Here is an 18,104-nt window from a genome sequence, read left to right on the forward strand (position 1 = left end):
ATTGACCAATACCTTCTTGCTGAAAAAGGAAAATAAAAAGGGGCGCAAGTCGGCAAATATTGTGGTGTTGATGTTTTGAAAGGGTGGCGCGCGACTGCCCTTTAGGAGGGGGGCCGAAGCGCGCCTGTAGAACCGTTTAGCTATTCTTGTTAGCTAGGCTTAGATTAAATCTTGCCTACTAGGTCTAGAGATGGAGTTAGAGTCTCTTCGCCTTCTTTCCATTTAGCTGGGCAAACTTCACCTGGGTTAGCGGCTACGTATTGTGCTGCTTTAACCTTGCGTAGTAGGTCTTCTGCGTCACGGCCGATGCCTTCAGCTGTGATTTCCATTGCTTGGATAACGCCTTCAGGGTCGATTAGGAACGTTGCACGGTCTGCAAGGCCTTGACCTTCACGCATAACGTTGAAGTTATTTGTGATGTTGCCCGTTTGGTCACCTACCATGAAGTATTCGATAGTGCCGATTTTGTCAGAAGTATCGTGCCATGCTTTGTGAGAGAAGTGAGTGTCAGTTGATACTGAGTAAACTTCTACGCCGCGAGATTGAAGCTCTGCGTATTTGTCTTGTAGGTCAACTAGCTCAGTTGGACATACAAATGTGAAGTCTGCTGGGTAGAAGAAGAATACAGCCCACTTGCCTTTAACGTCTTGCTCAGTGATTTCTACGAATTCGCCGTTTTTGAATGCTGTTGCGTTGAATGGTTTGATTTCTGTGTTGATCATGATTTGACTCTCTTTCTAATTTGTAGTGTTTAACGCTATCCCGCGTCGATGTAGATATATTGCATTGGCACCGAAAATTAGTGAAATCGGACATTTCTATAGATTCAATAGGCGAATCCTATCTTCGAAAGGAAAAGGCTATCGGTAAAAGCTATCAACAAAAACAATTAACAAAAGCCATCAAACATCAACAACTCCCAATTTAAGTAGCTATGCTCTTTAGGTTGTTCTCTACATTGGGCTTATCTCTATTGGTGTGTGTATCTATGTGTCTATGTAGGTAGGGTTCGGTATGGTTTCTTTGCGTGAGTTGAGTTGTTATATCAAACTGTAAATAACAAAAAATTATCATTAATATAAATTATGATAATTTCAGTTAATTAACGCATGTACCTATACTCTCTCCATCGAAACGAAACACCGAAGCTAGACTTCGAAAAGCACAGAATTTAAAACGAATTTGGAGCAAGTTATGAAAATGAATCACGTAGGCATCATGGTGGGTGACATGGACCAAGCAGTCGAGTTTTACACGAAAGCTCTAGGTCTAAGAATCGTAATGAACAACACCAAAGTGATGGAAGAGCGCGAATCAGCAATCGGCCGCATGTGTATCGCTGTGTTCGGTGAAGGCTTTAAAGGCTTCAACATTGCACACCTAGTAACATCTGATGGTATCGGTGTTGAGCTGTTCGAAATGAAAGAGCGCCAAGAGCGTCACGAAGTTGATTTCTCACGTCTAGGTATTTTCCACTTCTGTCTACAGCTTCCAAAAGAGCAGTTTCATTCAGCGATTAAACGTGTTGAAGAGTTTGGCGGTAAGGTCCGTATGGACATCATGCGTTACCACCCAGAAGACGAACTAAAACAAGCACAAATGGTTTACCTAGAAGACCCGTTTGGCAACCTGTTCGAATTCTACTCGCACACATACGAAGACACTTACGCGACTGACTACGAGTAATAGTGTTATCTACCTGTCATAAGGTAGAAAACCGAAACACCCCCTAAAGAGGATTGGTAGAGATACCAATCCTTTTTTTGTGTCTGCGATATTGAGTGGAAGGTTACGGATAAACCTGGTCAAAGGAGTGCTTTGTGCTCTTCGTTGCACTAAAACAAGCCGACAGTGTTGCTCTATAGTGCAGCACTGGCTAAAGATGAAACTTAACTGATTGATAAGTATGATGTTAAACCATTGGCATATATGTTGCTCTATTGTCTTTATGTAAATTGTATACAATAAAAAATACATAAAGGAAGTCACATGGAACAGAACAGTGAATTGATCTACGGATTAGACGATCGACCATCAGTCAGAGCTGCCAGTTACGCAGCGTTGCAGCATGTATTAGCCAGTTTCGTTGGTATTATCACGCCCACACTCATTATTGGCGGTGTGCTTGGGTTGGGTGAGCACATTCCTTATCTGATCAGCATGGCACTCATGGTGTCTGGGGTCGGTACCTTCATTCAAGCGAGAAAAATAGGGCCAGTTGGCGCAGGGATGATCTGTGTCCAAGGAACCAGCTTTGCGTTCTTGGGATCTGTATTAGGTGCAGGTTTTCTGGTTAAAGCGAATGGAGGTGGGCCAGATGAAATGCTGGCGACCATTTTTGGCGTTTGTTTCTTCGGTGCGTTTGTCGAAATTGTCCTATCGCGTTTTATCGAAAAGTTGAAAGTGGTGATCACCCCAGTTGTAACCGGAATCGTTATCACCACGATTGGTATCTCTTTGATTAAAGTTGGCGTCACAGATATTGCTGGTGGCGTTGGCGCAGAAGATTTTGGCTCTGGAAGCAATCTGATGTTGGGTGCCATCGTCCTCGGAACCATAGTCGCGCTTAACCTGAGCAACAATAATATGGTTAGGTTGTCGTCGATTTTAGTTGGGTTGGTAGTTGGCTGGGGCGTTGCCATTTTGATGGGCAAAGCGTCTATGGTTTCTTTTGCTTCTCAACCGCTATTGAGTATTCCTGTCCCATTTAAATATGGCTTCGCTTTTGATTGGCAAGCCTTCCTGCCTATCGCTTTTATTTACTTGATTACCGTTATTGAAACCACGGGTGACCTTACCGCCAACAGTATGTTCTCAGGGCAGCCAGTTAAGGGGCCAAAATACATCAATCGACTCAAAGCTGGCGTGCTAGGTGATGGCGTGAACTCGCTTATCGCAGCAGTATTTAACACTTTTCCAAATACGACCTTCAGCCAGAACAATGGTGTGATTCATTTTACCGGAGTCGCGAGCCGCTACATTGGCTACTTCATTGCCGCGATTCTTTTTCTGTTAGGGTTATTTCCCATCTTAGGTGCGGTTTTAATGACGATTCCAAAGCCAGTATTGGGCGGGGCGACATTAGTGATGTTCGGTACGGTTGCTGCGGCGGGCATCAAAATCATCGCCAATGAAAAACTGGATCGCCGCAGAATTATGACGACTGCCATCTCACTAGGCTTAGGGCTTGGGGTGATGCTAGTGCCGGATTTATTGAAAGAAGCGCCCAAGCTAGTGCAAAGCATATTTGGCTCACCTGTAACCATGTCTGGTATTGCCGCGCTTGTGATTACCGGGTTGATGTCTTTGGTGCCTGAAACAAAAGCCAAGCAGATTTCGAACGTCGTACAGACCAGTAAAGCGTAACGGGCTTCTTCGTGCTGAACTAAGGATGTTTAACTAGAGCCACATGACATATGTGGCTCTGAACTTTAACTTATTGTGTGACGTGTTGGCATCTCACTTAACTTGGTAAATAACATAAAATTATCATTAATATAAATTATGATAATTTCAGTTAATCGTCGTATCTCCATATACTCTCTCCATCGAAACGAAACACCGAAGCGAGTCTTCGAAAAATACAGAATTAAAGAGAATTTGGAGAAAGTTATGAAAATGAATCACGTAGGCATCATGGTTGGCGACATGGACAAAGCAGTCGAGTTTTACACAAAAGCGCTAGGTCTAAGAGTCGTAATGAACAACACTAAAGTGATGGAAGAGCGCGAATCAGCAATCGGCCGCATGTGTATTGCAGTATTTGGTGAAGGCTTTAAAGGTTTCAACATTGCTCACCTAGTAACATCTGATGGCATCGGTGTTGAGCTGTTCGAAATGAAAGAGCGTCAAGAGCGTCACGAAGTTGATTTCTCTCGCTTAGGTATCTTCCACTTCTGTCTGCAACTTCCAAAAGAGCAGTTTCATTCAGCGATTAAGCGTGTTGAAGAGTTTGGCGGTAAGGTTCGTATGGACATCATGCGTTACCACCCAGAAGACGAACTAAAACAAGCACAAATGGTTTACCTAGAAGACCCGTTTGGCAACCTGTTCGAATTCTACTCGCACACATACGAAGACACGTACGCGACTGACTACGAGTAATCGCGTTATCTACTTGTCATAAGGTAGAAAAACCGAAACATCCCCTAAAGAGGATTGGTAGAGATACCAATCCTTTTTTTGTTTGTGTGCTTTTTAAGTGCTCCATCATATGGTGCGGTTAATAAAGCAACAGCTTTAAGACATTGTTAAAGTTGACGTTTTGAAGATAAAACCTTTCATGAATATGACTGAAGCGAGCGTGCTTCATGAAAACATTGCGCAATCACACTGGTGATAGCCCTCGCTGAGAACTCACAATACTCAGTTCAATACTGCCGAACCGCACTACAATGAAAATAGATAAACATTACATGAAGAAGATCTACTGAAATAGCATGAAAAAACTAAACCTTATCTTTGCCGCTTTTCTTATTACTTTGCTTGCCGGATGCTCGTCACATGCGGCCGTCGATACTTCAAAAACAAAGGGCTATGCCAATTCACATGCGCTTGTGGGAGTGGCTTCTTGGTATGGCGATAAGTTCCATGGAAGGCTCACAGCAAGCGGTGAGACGTATAGTATGAATGCGAATACTGCGGCTCATAAAACCTTGCCATTCGGCACTATCGTGAGGGTGACCAATACAACTAATAACAAGTCTGTTGATGTGAAAATTAATGATCGAGGCCCTTATGTAAAAGGCCGAGTGATTGACCTTTCCCACAAAGCATTTTCTCAAATTGGTGACGTTAAGAAAGGCGTAGTAAAAGTCAAAATTGAGATCATTGATGACAGTAACACCTTTCGATACAAGCACTAGAATCCCCTCATAACCTTCCCTTGGTTGACATCTACGATCCCTTACCAGCAACGGGAAGGGGAGGAAAAAAACCTCGATCTCGATGATTGAATAGCATATTTATGCTTACTCGATAAGGCTGCTTTTGCAGCCTTTTTTGTGCCTTTCGATAATCCATTTTTAATAAGATTATCTTATTTTCAGTATGTGGGTTGATGATGTTATGTGGTCAATAAATCAGTGTCTTAGCTTTCTTATCATTAGGGTTCATTGAAATTCATTGTGAAATAATGAAAAGCTAACCTAATCCAAGTTGAGCTTTGGTGTGATTAACAGTGAAAGCCTAAGGGCAATTACATTTAGTTACTTACTGAAGTAAAACTGAAATATTAGTTACACGGTTCTGAAATTTTTGGTGTTTAGCTTATGGGCTTCTATATCGCATTTAAATAAGGAAATACCCGTGAAGCTAACCCCTGTCGTTGCAGCCGTAATTATGTCTTTCAGTTCAGCAAGTTTTGCTTTTAGCTTGCAACAATCTGCCAATGAAAACAGTGAAGATCTCGTATGGACAGGGCACCTAAGCCCAGACAGCGACACGGTAATGTCTGCGATGCTCGCGGCTCATATTTATGGTGGTACGGCGACAGTGCCTGAGCCGATTAATCCTGAATCGACGTTTATCTTGAACTACTGTAATGCAGAATCTCCACGTGTAGAGACAGATTACTCTTCATACCGAGTGGGGCTGGTTGACTTCAACCAAGTGACTCAATTAGCACCAACTATTGATCAAGCATCCATTGTGGCAGTGGTCGATCATCATGCGATTGGTGGCTCTCCAATTAACACCCCGCAGATTGTCGAGATGGATATCCGAGGTTGGGGTTCAGCTGCAACTATACTGGCTGACAATGCTGAAAAGCTCGATGTGACATTACCTAAACACCTCGCTTGTGTTGGCTTGGGTGCGATTCTTTCTGACACAGTGGTATTCCAATCAACAACTACAACAGATCATGATCGTGAATACGCAGAGAAGCTGGCGAAGGTTGCAGGCATTTCAGATATCGAAGACTTCGGTCAACAGATGTTGGTTGCTAAGTCAGATCTTAGCCACCTTTCATCTGAAACCATTCTGACGCTGGATTACAAAAACTTTAAGTACGGTGGCAAACAGGTGGGTATCGGTGTTGCTGAAACACTAATGGCTCAACAACTGATTGACCGTAAAGACGATCTTCTAGCAGCAATGAAGACTTACAAAAAAGAGAACGGGCTAGACCATCTGTTCTTTTCAATCACAGATACCAAGAACAAAGAAGCGAACTTATTGTGGGTGGATGAAAGCGACTATCAAGTCATCAAATCGGCTTTCAACGCTGAACCAACAAGTGACATGCTGACTTTGGAAGGTGTCACTTCACGTAAGCGCCAGATTGGCCCTGCGGTTCAAAAGGCAATTGAGAGCTTGTAAGTAGAAAGAGAGTTTGGAGGGGATTGGTAGAAATACCAATCCCTTTTTTAATTATTGGGCGTCTAAATGGGATTTGGACAAAAGCTTGTCAGCGACTTTGCTAAATTAGTAAGCCATCAATAACTACAGGTATAGCAAGTTTACTTTTGAAGAGCTAGTGCGATGAGTAACATCGCACCAGAAAAAGTATTGGCTGGGTGCAGACTAAGTGAACTTACGTTAAATCGACTACACATTGGCTTAATTTTTAACACCTCAATGATTAAAGAAAGGGTGGGGACATTGTGATGAAAAGTAGATCTATAAGGCCGACTACAGCAACCCAAACCAGTTTTTAGGTATTCATTCGGTTTTTCTGCAGCAACCACTTATGTTCTATTACTTCAGCCTCAGCGTTTTATTGCGATGGTTCCAGTTTCAATCACGCAAGATTCCTTCGAAACCATGACTTTTACAGAATGTCTTTCTGAAGAGAATAGTGTTTTAGCCGAAGTATTTGGTCGCCCAAGTGCAGGTGCATGCTCTTGCTTTTGATAATGAATTTCCCAATGACGGGCTTGAATGTTGTAGCGCATAAACGCAAAGCCATTCACACTCTTGATGGTGGTGTTCCCTTTTTGGTAGAAGCCGTAGTCGCGAAAACTCATGTAATTGATTAATCCGTTGCGATGGTCTTTCACGTCATTGTATTGCTGATCTTCTTTGCTGCCTTCCACGTGATACACCCTGATTAGATCATCACTCCAATCATCAACAACGAAAGAGCAACCGCTGAAGTTTGGTGTGAAAACATACAAATGATCGCGATGAGGATCAGGGTGTTTAGGTATATCGAGATATTTGCCTTGCGCGACCCAGTAGGCCATCTGTGATGTTTTTTTATCGGGTTGTTGACCCGCGAATGTATCAATGACTTCAATAGTGCCTACTGTTCCATGAGCGTGTTTGTATTGCATGCCACTGAAAACAAGCTCACCACTTTCTTCTACTTCTCTCTTAGTCGCAGGGCTGAGAGATATCATCTGATGAGCAACGATCTCTGCGCTGACACATTGGTTATTAAAGCTAGAACCTAGCAGGTCTGACGGCAACATACGTGTTCCGGTCGCCTCGATCAGTTCCTTTCTTGATGCTGGCATCGGTGAAAGAATTGCATCAGGAAACTCACGATCTTCGCCCACGTGAATATGGTTTTCCTGTTCTGTCGTGGCTTCCGTGGCATTGGTTTCCTGTTTTTCTCGGCTACGACCATCAATAGTTTTATTTTTGTTCCAACCATCTGCTGGGTCATAAGCTTGTTGGGCAGCTTCGCGTTCAGCAAGAACACGCTCTCTATTTTCAGCCCATCGTTTCTCATCGCTCGCGGTATATCTCAGCTCTTCCTGACGTTCTCGATGTTGACGTACTGCACGTTCTGTTGTGGTTTCTTGTCTTTCTTCTAGAGCTACAGGAGCGGATTCATATCTCATGGGAGTCGACTTCACTGATAAATAAAAAGGATAATAACAATATTTTCAGTGGTTTATTATCCTCAACAAGAGGATCTTATGATTTAACCAATTAAATAGGCAACCTGACAGGTCAAATAATCATAATGAAGGCCAAATCGTTTTGAGTTGCATTATATTGGATAACTTTTTGTAGAGTAAAATGAACGACACAGATCTTGTAGAGTATTTGGTCTAGCTGAGTTTGGGGCATTTTCGAGCTAGGAAGTGCCACGGATAAAAAATCTACCTGAGAAGCTTTTGGACAAAAGTGTGTCAACGGTTTTGCTAAATTAGCAAATTACGGATTAGTCTACGTACTGCAAATTGCTTTTCTAGCTCTATGCGTTTATAGTCTTCACCAGTTTGAGGGAGTAGCTATTTTGCTTTGCTAGCATTGCAAAAGGTTGTGTCAACATATTTGACCAGACGTCATGGTGCAACCAGTAGTTTTTAGTACCTACCCAGCGAGACTCGAACAACTTACACACTTTATGCGAGGGCTAAGTGTGGGGTTGTTCGTGTTTGTTATAAGCCCTCTGAATACTTATTCTATGACTGTTTTTTTACTCCCATCGTTAGCGTTATCAATCGGCTTAGTTTTAGTGGCATTCAGTGCAGATCGGCTTATTTCTGCATCTGCAACCTATGCCAAGCATTGCAACATATCATTGATTTTTATAGGTATGACTGTTGTTGCGTTTGGAACATCGGCCCCCGAATTACTCGTATCCGCCGTTGCTGCTTTAAATAATGCAGGAGAGTTGGCTGTAGGCAATGGTATTGGTTCTAATATTATTAATATTGGTCTTGTGCTTTCCATTGCTGTGTTAATGGCTCCCATCCAAGCTAACAAGCGCTTTATCAAAAAAGAGTTTCCGATATTGGCAGGATCAATGCTGATCTGTAGCGCACTGATGTCCACAGGAAAGCTAAATATTACAGACGGTCTATTATTGGTGATTTTTCTAGCCGTATACTGTTTCTATTTAGCTAAGTCCGTAAGACAAGGTGAGGTTTCTGAAGATGATCTCGAGTTCTTGCCATTAACTAAAAAACGAGCCGGGTGGGAAAGTTTAGTGATGTTGTTACTGCTGTTAACCTCATCGCGGTTAATGGTCTGGGGAGCGGTTAACTTGGCTCAACTAGCTGGTTTGAGCGAGCTTACCATTGGATTGACTATAATTGCATTTGGGACAAGCTTACCCGAACTGGCGGCTGCGATTGCTGGAGTGCGCAGAGGAATGTACGACATTGTATTTGCCACTGTAATAGGCTCGAATATTTTCAATTTATTGGGAGTAATCGCTATACCTTCGATAGTAGGTCAAGAGTTGATCATTCCAGAGCAAGTCGTAAGCCGAGATATTCCTTACATGATTATTTTAACAGGGGTATTAGGTGTAATGCTTGCTGTTCCCTTGCTTAAATCACAATCATCGAGTAACAAACAAGCCACTTACACTCTTCATCGTTGGGGAGGTACTTTGCCATTAATGATATTTATAGCTTACCTAACAAAAGTAGCTAATTCGGCATTTTAGGACCTCGAAGAACATAGTTTCGAATTCTGTTAACTAACATCCGAAAGACAACATTCACCTTTATATCCTCCCCAACAGTTAATGCTGTTGGGAGATAATCTTACTATTTCTGCCAACATGTTTAGGTTCAATACCCAGAGTGTTTATCCGTTTCTAACATTAGAAAATTTTGGATAATCTCAGCAGACTCGCTTAACGAAGAGCAATTACTCTAAGTGAGAATGGGGCAAATCCGTGTTAGTCCTACTAAAAATCCCCTCCTAGCCTCCCCTTAATCAGTATCTACAATCCATTGTGGTTCGTAGAAAGGGGAGGAACTGAATACAGATCGTTACATGTGCAGTTACACATTCAGCGCTAAAGAAGGTTCTCCCCCTCGGTCGTCAATCTAGAGGGGGGATAAACTTAATTGGAGGGGGAGTTAGAGGGGGTGGGTGTTCGAAATCAGCCCGAACGCACAGGATATCAATGCTCTCAATTCAGAAAAACATTACGCTTCACCCAAAAGATTGGAATGCCTAAGCGTTCCAATTTTAATATCTGATTGACCTACGCCGCCTAGTGCACCGAATCATAAATCAATGTGCTTCTTCAGCTCTTAACCAAAACTCGGACAGGTCTTCAAAAAGGTCATCGTTATCTAAGATGCTCAAATGGGTTTCGTTGTAGCCGAGGATTTGTGACGCGTGGAGTTGGGCTGGGCGCGACAATTGGCTTGATAAATTGATCACACCATCGTTGCTGTTGGTATTAAATAGGTCGCCCGAGTTATAACCAAAGGCTAAAAAGTGGGGAATGTGAATCTTACTGCTGTCAATTAATAAGTCAGCGATAAATTTCCCGTCTGGATTTAAATCAACCCATGCCGGCATTACTACGGGAGAGTACTTAGCAGACTCGACACCACCAAACGGCGAAGATATGGTGGCTACGCTGCTTACAAAATCGCATAGCTGCCCAATACGGCACTGGCGAAGACTGTTGGTGGCGACAAGCCCGCCCATACTATGTGCCACAACATGTAATTGTTGGATTTTGTATTCCGTTAACACCGTGTGCATGAGGTTATTCAGGCCTTTGGAGTTCAAAGCCAGAGACAAGCCTGAAGGATAGTTAAAGACCCAGATCTGATATTTAGATTGGTCGACTTTTTCAATCAGTGGGGCAAAATCTAACGCAGTGGCGTTGATGCCATGCACAAACAAGATCGGGATTTTGTTTGGGTCGAACTCTGACAGAAAGTAGAGCCCAGCGTTATCTTCGAGCAAAAAGGTCAGCGGCTGCCACATGCCGAGTTTGCCATTTTTTCTGTCAAAAGGTGGAGCTTCCAAGCTCACGACTGTGCCTATGTCGATCAAATCCAATTCGATTTTTAACAGTGAAGATAGTGAACGATCAACAAACGCTCTTGGGGCTTCACTCTCATTAACCGTTAGTGAGACTTCTATTGTTGATCTGTCTTGGTGATCACGTAGGTTGATTACACTGAAAGCTTCATCGGCTTGTAGGGTAAGGTCTTGATTCTTATCTTCAAAGATAAGTAGGTAGTGGTTGTTATTCGATACATGTAAGTGAATACTGTCACTGTCTATGATGCCATCGTAGCCATCAACCTCGCCTTTGTTAATGTCTTTGATTTGTTCAATCACCACGGCAGAACCGGAGGCATGTTGATTCAAGGTAACCATGTATTGATTGGTTATGGAGTCGATGGCTTGTATCTCATTAGATAGATTTCTAAAGTTACCGCACCCTGACAGCAGTGAACTGAGTAATAGCACTGTGCTGATTAAGCGTGCAGCAAGTAATAGCTTCATTCTAATTTCATCCTTATCCCACCCCGATTTATCCATAAATCAATAACCTGAGTTTAATAGTAGCAATAAAACAGCGCTTAATAAAAAGGCAAGCAAACGACTATAAAGTTCGCTTGCTTGCCTGAGAGGTTTCATTACTTAGTGAGTATATTGAACACTAAAGCGTGTTTTTATATACCTTGCCGTCTTTCATGATCAGTTTTTGTGTCTCTGTGTTTGCCACACAAGCAACACTGTCCAGTGGGTTGCCATCGATGATCAATAGGTCGGCATACGCGCCTTCAACCACTTGACCAAGTTTGCCTTCTTGGTACGGGTGTTGATAAGTCGACATCTCGAACAAACGTCCACAGTTTGATGTCGCCATGCGAAGCGCGGTGATGGTATCGAATACTTGCTCAATCGCACCAAGTTCATTTAATTGTGTCGCATGAACGTTGGTTTCGCCCACACAGTCAGTACCAAAAGCAATGTTCTGAATGTCGTATTTCTTAATCAGTTCTGCCGATTTGAACATGGCTTTACCTACACGTTCTGTCTTGCGGTATGTCTCCTCATTCGGCAGCGGGATCTTACGCTCTGCAATCAATGAAGAGGTAAAGTAAGAAGGAATCACCCAAATGCCTTTCTCTTTAATTATCTCGGCAATGTCGTCGTCCATGATGGTGGCGTGTTCGAAAGACATCACGCCCGCTTCAGCGGCTCGGCGCAGCGACATAAGTGCCGTAATCTGAAGCGGCATCAACCGCAGCTTTCATCTCTTCAGATGTGAACTGCAATGTGTCTAGCGGATCAAACGTTGAAGATGCGCCACCACCCGCCATGATCTTGATTTGGGATGCGCCCATAAATAGCTGTTCGCGAACCGCTTTTAAGACTTCTGAACGACCATCTGCCACTTTCATTGCGCCAAGCTTCCTCATAGGTGAGTCTTCATGGCCGTTTGCTAAACGCTCTTGTGCTTGGTTTTGACGGTAATCGGAGTGACCACAGGTTTGTGAGATAGCTGCCATTGAAGGCAGAATACGTGGGCCAGTGGCATAGCCGTTGTCGATACTGGTTTTTAAGGCCAAGCGTGTTACCTGCTACATCACGAATGGTGGTAAAGCCACGCATTAACATCTCTTCAGAAATCTTTGCTGAGCGAATCGCCACTTCTTCACGCGTCATGGTATCAATGACATTGAATGGTGCAGATAAAGTGATATGAACGTGCGCATCAATCAGGCCTGACATGACCGTGCCACCTTGAGCATCAATCGTTTCATCGGCAATCGTTGGGTCAATCTCTCCAATCTGAGTGATCAAGTTATCTTCGATGAGGATCGATACGTTCTCGATTAAGTTGCTCTCAACACCGTTAAATACGTTCGCGTTAGTGATTAGCTTTTTCATAGTCTGCACCTTTTGGAAATGAGTGTGTGTTGCTGATGGAGTCATCTTATGGGGCGCAGCATTTAATGAATGGCCATTTGGTGACAGTGATGAATTGGGTGTGTTTTTGCGATTGCTATAAGAAAGGCAAGGGGGATTTCTGTCGAATTATTAATTTGAGGAATGAATGTTGGCGATGTCATGAAATGGTAAGTTTTGCTTTGATTCGAACGCTAAGATGTATTTCAAATCAAGGCGACTTATCAAATTAGATTAGAGAGAGACAGAATGACTAAATCAGACAAAGTTTACGGATTCAACACACCACAACGTCTATTCGTAGGTTACACATTAGCCGTGCTGGTGGACTTGGTCGTACTTAACTTCTTCGATGAGTACTGGGACTTTGTGAACATTGAGTCTTTCACGATCTCTTTGATTGCAGCGTTGTTGTTGCAGCTATTACTGAAGCTCTCTATTGGTTTAGAACATAAAATTGCTGAGCACTTCAAAAGCAAGCCAGGCACAGCACCTAAGGTGTATCGAGCGCTGTCGACATACATTATTCTTGTTGGCTCAAAATTCGTCATGCTAGAAGCGATAAACCTTATGTTCGGTGACAAGGTGAGCTTCACAGGCCCTTGGGGCGGTGTGGTAGCGTTCTTCGCTGTGGTATTTACGATTCTGGTTGCTGAAGTGATTGTATCGAAGATCTACTTTGCTCTGGATGAAAAGCAAGATTCAAATGTGAACGCGCTTAAAGACACCAACGCGTAACACAACATAAAATACAGATGTGAATAACAGACGAGCCAGCTGATTAAGCTGGCTCGTTTTCGTTTTCGTTTTCGTTTTCGTTTGAGTTGCGATAACCAATTCGATGCGCTTGTTGGTTCTATTTTTCGTAAACCACATCCCCGCGCAACACCGTTATCAACACCTGAGTCTTGGCTATTTGTCTTGCCGATATGGTCGTGATGTCTCGGTCGAGAATGGCGAAGTCCGCTGATTTTCCTACCTCAATAGATCCAGTGATGTCGTCGATGCCCAAGCTAGAAGCGGCATTAATCGTGTAAGCGTCGATAGCCGTGTAGATATCAGTTAGGCCTGTTTTACCCATGATTAAGCTGTTCGCGATGCCAACCAATGGGTTGATGTCGTGTACGTTCCAGTCACTGCTTAAGGTGATATTGGCATCAGTCTTAAGTATCGCGTCTAAGTTCATCATGGCTTTGGCACGGCGAGCACCAAGGAAAGCTTCGGCCCATTGGTGTTGATGCCTTGCAACGTAATCAGAGCCAACTTGGAAATCTGCAGTTACATCTAACTGGCGAAAGCGTGGCACATCTTCATCATTGATTAATTCGACATGGGTTAGGGTGTAGGGTTTGGATGAACCTTGTTTGCGAATACTTTCTATCGCATCAAGAGATTCACGAACCGCTCCATCACCAATCGCATGAATGTGGGCGCTAAAGCCGATTTTCTCGAGCGCAGTTAACCATTCTTTCATTTGTTCTGGCGGAATATAGTTCAAGCCATTAGGAGACTGGGGTAGATAAGTATCTAAGTAGGGCGCGAGTGTTTTGGCGGTGCCATTGATAAAGATGCCATCACTGTACATTTTCACCTGATCGACAAGTAACAGATGGCTTTTATCGTCGGAATGCATTTTCTCAAAGACTTCTAATTGAGAAGACATCACCATCGATGGGTACACCCAAGGGCGTAGCGATACTCGCGCCGTTAAGTCTTGATTTTGCTCGGCCTCTAGCCAAACGTCATACCAACCTCGTTTCCAATACATGCGACCGTCGCCAATGGTGGTGATGCCGTGGGTTGCCGCTTCCTCAAGCCCGAACATTAAGCCTTGGTAGCTTTGCTCAAACAGTTCACTTTGGCTATTCCAAGCCATCTCCATCACTTGATCGCCAGCATTGTCTAGCAAGATGCCATTGAGCTTGCTGCTGTCTTGGTCTTTTAAATAAACACCGCCTTGTGGGTCTGGAGATTGTTGGCTGATTCGAGCGATTTTTAGTGCTTTTGAGTTGACCCACATCGAGTGTGAAGTCTGCTCCATAAGCACCACGGGGCGATTAGGGAAGACACTGTCGATGATCTCTAGTGGCGTGTAGTCAGAGTCGCTATCGAGCGTCGCTTCCAAAGAAAAACCATAGCCTATAAGCCAACCTCTGCCATCGGTATCAGCATTGATCTTACACGCTTCTAAGTAGGGGATTTGCTCTTCTAACGTTGCTTCAGAGTCGAGTTCACAATTGCCACCCAGCTCTGAGGCGGCTTCAAACACATGGTTATGGTTATCAATAAATCCCGGAAGGACAAAGGCATTGTCTAAATCAATGACATCAGTGCTTTGCCCTTGAAAAGTTTGCGCCTGTGATTGGTTACCAATGAAGATGATCTTGCCTTTGTGGGTAACGATCGAGTCCGACTCACGATGCCCGTATATATCAGCATTGATAAAGATCTGGTCAGCACTTTGGTTATGAACAGATGTTTGCGCTTGAACTGGTGTTTGTGTTTGAACAATAGTGTTGGCTTGTGCAAGCACCGGCGCTACGGCCGATAAGCTTGTGAGTAATGCTATCCATGCAGTACGTGGCAGAGTGAGCTTGTTATTCATTATTATGTCTTCCATGTTCCACGGTTTAGTAAGTATAGAAAGCGAGTGGCGAGAATCATATCGTGAATTTTTAATAATAAAGTGTCCTTGGTTGCTCTCTTGTTTGAATGTAATTCCAGTGCCTTTTGAGGTGGTTGTGGGAATACAGCTCGTCAATAAAGGATTGCGAATCCATTCGCAGACTAAACAATTCACATAAGGTTCTGAATAAATTACAGTTAAGTGAGCTATAAAAATGGATTTAACGTATTACCAAGGATGTAAGTTTATGTTTTCAAGAGACTTACTCGCATTACTAATAAAAACAAGTCGAGGTTAGGATGAAAAAAATATTATTGCTGCTTAGCGTGATCTTATTGGGTGGTTGTGTTGGCATGCCCGAAACGGTAAAGCCTGTTCAACAGTTTGAGTTGGAACGATACCTAGGGAAATGGTACGAAGTGGCTCGTTTGGATCACTCGTTTGAGCGTGGCTTAGACAACATCAGCGCTGAATACAGCCTTCGTGATGATGGCGGCGTGAAGGTGATTAACCGTGGTTATTCGGCGGAAGAAGGTGAGTGGAACGAAGCGGAAGGAAAAGCGTACTTCGTTGAGGGCTCTGAACAAGGCTATTTGAAAGTGTCTTTCTTTGGCCCTTTCTACGGCGCTTATGTCGTGTTTGAATTAGACAAAGAGGGCTACCAATACGCGTTTGTTTCTGGGCCCGACACTGATTACTTATGGCTACTCGCAAGAACGCCTGAAGTCGCACCAGAAGTGATGGAGAAGTTTAAAGCCATGTCGAAAGAGCGTGGCTTCAATACCGATGAGCTGATCGTTGTGGAACATACCCAATAAACCGATCGCTGTTATTGCTGAGAGTGACTGATGATTGATAAGGCACAGAGGATGAATTTCTCTGTGCCTTTTTTATTCAAAGATAGAGCTACAATTAACGAGGCTGGTTGCCGTTCAAGAATAGCGCGACACATTCGCGAGTGTAGTGAAGTCTTTCTTCTTCAGATTCTCCGCTATCGTGTCCGAAGAATCCCCAATACGCCGATTTGCCGTGAAACATCAGCAACAGTTGGCGTGCTGCAATGACTGGCGAGCTTGATGTCGACAGTGTGAGATCACCAGAGTCTATTTTCGACTGCAAATAATCAGCAAGTAACTTGGTGGTTTTCTGAGGCCCAGTTTCTAAATAGATAGAGGCGATCTCTGGATGCGTATTCGCTTGGCTAATGGCATTTTGAAAGGTTTGTCTAGATTGTTCATCAAGTAATAAATCCTGAAACTTCACACCAAATTTCACCAACTCATCACCCACCGCAGCATCCATATCAAAGGCAGCAGGACTGAGTTCTCGCTCCGCACACTTGGTTTGCATGCAGGTTTCGAAAAGTTCGTCTTTGTTTTTAAAGTGAGAGTAGACCGTTTGCTTAGAAACGTTCGCTGCTTTGGCTATCTGGTCCATATTGATCTTGAAGCCATGTTCAGAGAAAAGTTGGCTGGCTGCGGTTAAGATCTGCGATCTCTTCTGTTCACTCTTGATGATTTTTGTCACGTGCTTGCTTCTCGTTACTTGGTGTTGGGTCGTTACCTAGCTTGTCTCTTTGCTTAGTGCCTATTGATACTCCGCTATAGGTGTCTCATTTGGCGCTAAGCATTATGCTTTTTGTGATGGTTTTATCAAACACTAACCATGAAACTTATTTTTAACATAATCAAACTAGACAGTCTAGTTTGGTTTGGTTAGTCTAAAAAAAGAACATAATTGAGTACCGCATAGGAACAGGAAGTATGTATAAATTGATGAAGGGAAGCGCAGTAGCAGTGGCGTTGTCGACTCTTCTTGTCGGGTGTGGTGAAAATACACAAGCCGAGACAGCATCCGATGCAGATAATGCTGCAGTGGAATCGAGTAGTGCAGCGTCGACAGTCTTAACAGTAGAAACTGTCGCTTTGGAACGCTCTCCATCGTATGCGGTACAGCGTGAATATGTCGGTGTGGTAAAGGCCGGGCAGCAGGCGAATTTGGGTTTTGAATTGGCGGGTAAGGTCAATGAGATTCTGGTGGATGTCGGTGACACAGTCACAACGGGTCAGCCATTGATCCGATTGGATACTCAACTTTTGGAAACCGAGTCTAGCCAACTGAAAGCGCAGGCTGAAGAAGTCAAAGCTCAATTGAGTTTGGTGGCAGCGAACCTTAAACGTCAACGTTCATTGAAAGCGAAAGGCTTCAGTGCCGAAGCGGAGATTGATTCTCTCACCAGTGAGCAACGCGTATTGCAGGCGAACTTGTTGCGCATCGATGCATCGGTAAAAGGCAATGAACTGAAATTGGTGAAGTCGACAGTGCTTGCGCCTTATTCTGGAACCATCGCGACGCGCTTTGTTTCGCTCGGAGATGTGGTGAATGTGGGTAATCCAACTCTTACACTGCTCGCTTCTGAGGGCAAAGAGGCCTTCATCGGTATTCCTGCTCACCAAATGAAAAAGGTTACTTCACTTTCTTCGCCTAACATCCGAGTTGGGAGAACAGATTATGCCGTGGAGCTATTGAATCCCGGCGCAATGGTCGACACCCAATCTCGCAGTGTTGGTTTGCGTTACCTATTCCCTGAACAATCATCGGTATTGGAAGGGCAACTTGCCTACCTTAAATTTGATGAGCAGATTGACGACCAAGGCTACTGGGTGCCATTAACGGGTTTGATTGACGGCCTACGCGGTGTGTGGAACATCTTTGTGATTGGTGAAGACAACAAAGTTGAGCGCCGAAGTGTTCAAGTGTTGTTTGCTAACAATCAACAAGCGTACGTAAGTGGGGCGATTGAAGACGGTGAACAAGTGATTGCCAGTGGTTTACATCGTTTAGTTCCCGGACAAACCGTGAAGCCAGCAAGCGTTACTGCTGAATAGGGAATAGC

The 18,104-nt window shown here is 43.7% G+C and carries 14 protein-coding genes and 1 pseudogene; 9 read left to right on the plus strand and 6 right to left on the minus strand.

Going from position 1 to position 18,104, the window contains the following annotated elements; genetic code table 11:
* Positions 1–164 precede the first annotated feature (164 nt).
* The gene (gene ahpC / locus AB4154_RS01400; protein WP_372122036.1) at positions 165–722 is read right to left on the minus strand and encodes an alkyl hydroperoxide reductase subunit C; all 558 of its coding nucleotides are present in this window, start codon (positions 720–722) and stop codon (positions 165–167) included.
* A 472-nt stretch (positions 723–1,194) separates the two neighbouring features.
* On the opposite strand from ahpC, the gene AB4154_RS01405 reads away from it, so the two are divergent.
* The 5 genes from AB4154_RS01405 to AB4154_RS01425 all read left to right on the plus strand — a co-directional run bounded on the left by AB4154_RS01405 (position 1,195) and on the right by AB4154_RS01425 (position 6,321).
* Complete coding sequence (locus AB4154_RS01405) at positions 1,195–1,686, plus strand: VOC family protein (RefSeq protein ID WP_017065261.1); 492 nt, start codon at positions 1,195–1,197, stop codon at positions 1,684–1,686.
* A gap of 303 nt (positions 1,687–1,989) precedes the next feature.
* Positions 1,990–3,366, plus strand: a complete 1,377-nt coding sequence (locus tag AB4154_RS01410; RefSeq protein ID WP_372122038.1) for a uracil-xanthine permease family protein — start codon at positions 1,990–1,992, stop codon at positions 3,364–3,366.
* Positions 3,367–3,612: 246 nt separating this feature from the next.
* Complete coding sequence (locus AB4154_RS01415; protein ID WP_048609315.1) at positions 3,613–4,104, plus strand: VOC family protein; 492 nt, start codon at positions 3,613–3,615, stop codon at positions 4,102–4,104.
* A 335-nt stretch (positions 4,105–4,439) separates the two neighbouring features.
* The gene (locus AB4154_RS01420) at positions 4,440–4,865 is read left to right on the plus strand and encodes a septal ring lytic transglycosylase RlpA family protein (protein WP_372122040.1); all 426 of its coding nucleotides are present in this window, start codon (positions 4,440–4,442) and stop codon (positions 4,863–4,865) included.
* A 442-nt stretch (positions 4,866–5,307) separates the two neighbouring features.
* On the plus strand, positions 5,308–6,321 hold the full coding sequence (locus tag AB4154_RS01425) for a manganese-dependent inorganic pyrophosphatase (RefSeq protein ID WP_017062680.1): 1,014 nt from the start codon (positions 5,308–5,310) through the stop codon (positions 6,319–6,321).
* 389 nt (positions 6,322–6,710) lie between these two features.
* Here the strand turns inward: AB4154_RS01425 and AB4154_RS01430 are convergent, their stop codons facing one another.
* Positions 6,711–7,790 carry a cytotoxin gene (locus AB4154_RS01430; RefSeq protein ID WP_372122042.1) on the minus strand — a complete coding sequence of 360 codons (1,080 nt, stop codon included), beginning with the start codon at positions 7,788–7,790 and terminating at the stop codon, positions 6,711–6,713.
* 539 nt (positions 7,791–8,329) lie between these two features.
* On the opposite strand from AB4154_RS01430, the gene AB4154_RS01435 reads away from it, so the two are divergent.
* Complete coding sequence (locus tag AB4154_RS01435) at positions 8,330–9,352, plus strand: calcium/sodium antiporter (RefSeq protein ID WP_241901269.1); 1,023 nt, start codon at positions 8,330–8,332, stop codon at positions 9,350–9,352.
* A 578-nt stretch (positions 9,353–9,930) separates the two neighbouring features.
* On the opposite strand, the gene AB4154_RS01440 is transcribed toward AB4154_RS01435, so the two are convergent.
* Together AB4154_RS01440 and AB4154_RS01445 are read right to left on the minus strand one after the other, a co-directional pair.
* Positions 9,931–11,169 (minus strand): lipase family alpha/beta hydrolase, encoded by a 1,239-nt coding sequence (locus AB4154_RS01440; protein WP_372122044.1) that lies wholly within the window; start codon positions 11,167–11,169, stop codon positions 9,931–9,933.
* A gap of 157 nt (positions 11,170–11,326) precedes the next feature.
* Positions 11,327–12,564: pseudogene (locus AB4154_RS01445) on the minus strand (amidohydrolase family protein).
* A 267-nt stretch (positions 12,565–12,831) separates the two neighbouring features.
* Between AB4154_RS01445 and AB4154_RS01450 the strand changes: the two are divergent.
* Positions 12,832–13,320, plus strand: a complete 489-nt coding sequence (locus tag AB4154_RS01450; protein ID WP_136974195.1) for a hypothetical protein — start codon at positions 12,832–12,834, stop codon at positions 13,318–13,320.
* Positions 13,321–13,438: 118 nt separating this feature from the next.
* Here the strand turns inward: AB4154_RS01450 and AB4154_RS01455 are convergent, their stop codons facing one another.
* A complete protein-coding gene (locus AB4154_RS01455; RefSeq protein ID WP_372122046.1) occupies positions 13,439–15,187 on the minus strand; it encodes an amidohydrolase in 1,749 nt (582 codons plus the stop codon).
* Positions 15,188–15,507: 320 nt separating this feature from the next.
* On the opposite strand from AB4154_RS01455, the gene AB4154_RS01460 reads away from it, so the two are divergent.
* Positions 15,508–16,026, plus strand: coding sequence for a lipocalin family protein (locus tag AB4154_RS01460; protein WP_017060193.1), 519 nt, complete (start codon positions 15,508–15,510; stop codon positions 16,024–16,026).
* A gap of 94 nt (positions 16,027–16,120) precedes the next feature.
* Here the strand turns inward: AB4154_RS01460 and AB4154_RS01465 are convergent, their stop codons facing one another.
* Entirely contained in the window at positions 16,121–16,735 is a 615-nt protein-coding gene (locus AB4154_RS01465) for a TetR/AcrR family transcriptional regulator (RefSeq protein WP_004736309.1), read from the minus strand.
* A gap of 236 nt (positions 16,736–16,971) precedes the next feature.
* Between AB4154_RS01465 and AB4154_RS01470 the strand changes: the two genes are divergently transcribed.
* Entirely contained in the window at positions 16,972–18,096 is a 1,125-nt protein-coding gene (locus tag AB4154_RS01470; protein ID WP_372122048.1) for an efflux RND transporter periplasmic adaptor subunit, read from the plus strand.
* Positions 18,097–18,104: the final 8 nt, after the last annotated feature.

Source organism: Vibrio sp. 10N.286.51.B11 (genome assembly GCF_041469245.1).
GTDB classification, from domain to species: domain Bacteria; phylum Pseudomonadota; class Gammaproteobacteria; order Enterobacterales; family Vibrionaceae; genus Vibrio; species Vibrio crassostreae_C.

What these genes read in the sequence shown, in the direction of transcription:
- ahpC (WP_372122036.1), bottom strand. Translation starts at nt 722, where the DNA reads ATGATCAACACAGAAATCAAACCATTCAACGCAACAGCATTCAAAAAC.
- AB4154_RS01405 (WP_017065261.1), top strand. Translation starts at nt 1,195, where the DNA reads ATGAAAATGAATCACGTAGGCATCATGGTGGGTGACATGGACCAAGCA.
- AB4154_RS01410 (WP_372122038.1), top strand. Translation starts at nt 1,990, where the DNA reads ATGGAACAGAACAGTGAATTGATCTACGGATTAGACGATCGACCATCA.
- AB4154_RS01415 (WP_048609315.1), top strand. Translation starts at nt 3,613, where the DNA reads ATGAAAATGAATCACGTAGGCATCATGGTTGGCGACATGGACAAAGCA.
- AB4154_RS01420 (WP_372122040.1), top strand. Translation starts at nt 4,440, where the DNA reads ATGAAAAAACTAAACCTTATCTTTGCCGCTTTTCTTATTACTTTGCTT.
- AB4154_RS01430 (WP_372122042.1), bottom strand. Translation starts at nt 7,790, where the DNA reads ATGAGATATGAATCCGCTCCTGTAGCTCTAGAAGAAAGACAAGAAACC.
- AB4154_RS01440 (WP_372122044.1), bottom strand. Translation starts at nt 11,169, where the DNA reads ATGAAGCTATTACTTGCTGCACGCTTAATCAGCACAGTGCTATTACTC.
- AB4154_RS01450 (WP_136974195.1), top strand. Translation starts at nt 12,832, where the DNA reads ATGACTAAATCAGACAAAGTTTACGGATTCAACACACCACAACGTCTA.
- AB4154_RS01455 (WP_372122046.1), bottom strand. Translation starts at nt 15,187, where the DNA reads ATGAATAACAAGCTCACTCTGCCACGTACTGCATGGATAGCATTACTC.
- AB4154_RS01460 (WP_017060193.1), top strand. Translation starts at nt 15,508, where the DNA reads ATGAAAAAAATATTATTGCTGCTTAGCGTGATCTTATTGGGTGGTTGT.
- AB4154_RS01470 (WP_372122048.1), top strand. Translation starts at nt 16,972, where the DNA reads ATGTATAAATTGATGAAGGGAAGCGCAGTAGCAGTGGCGTTGTCGACT.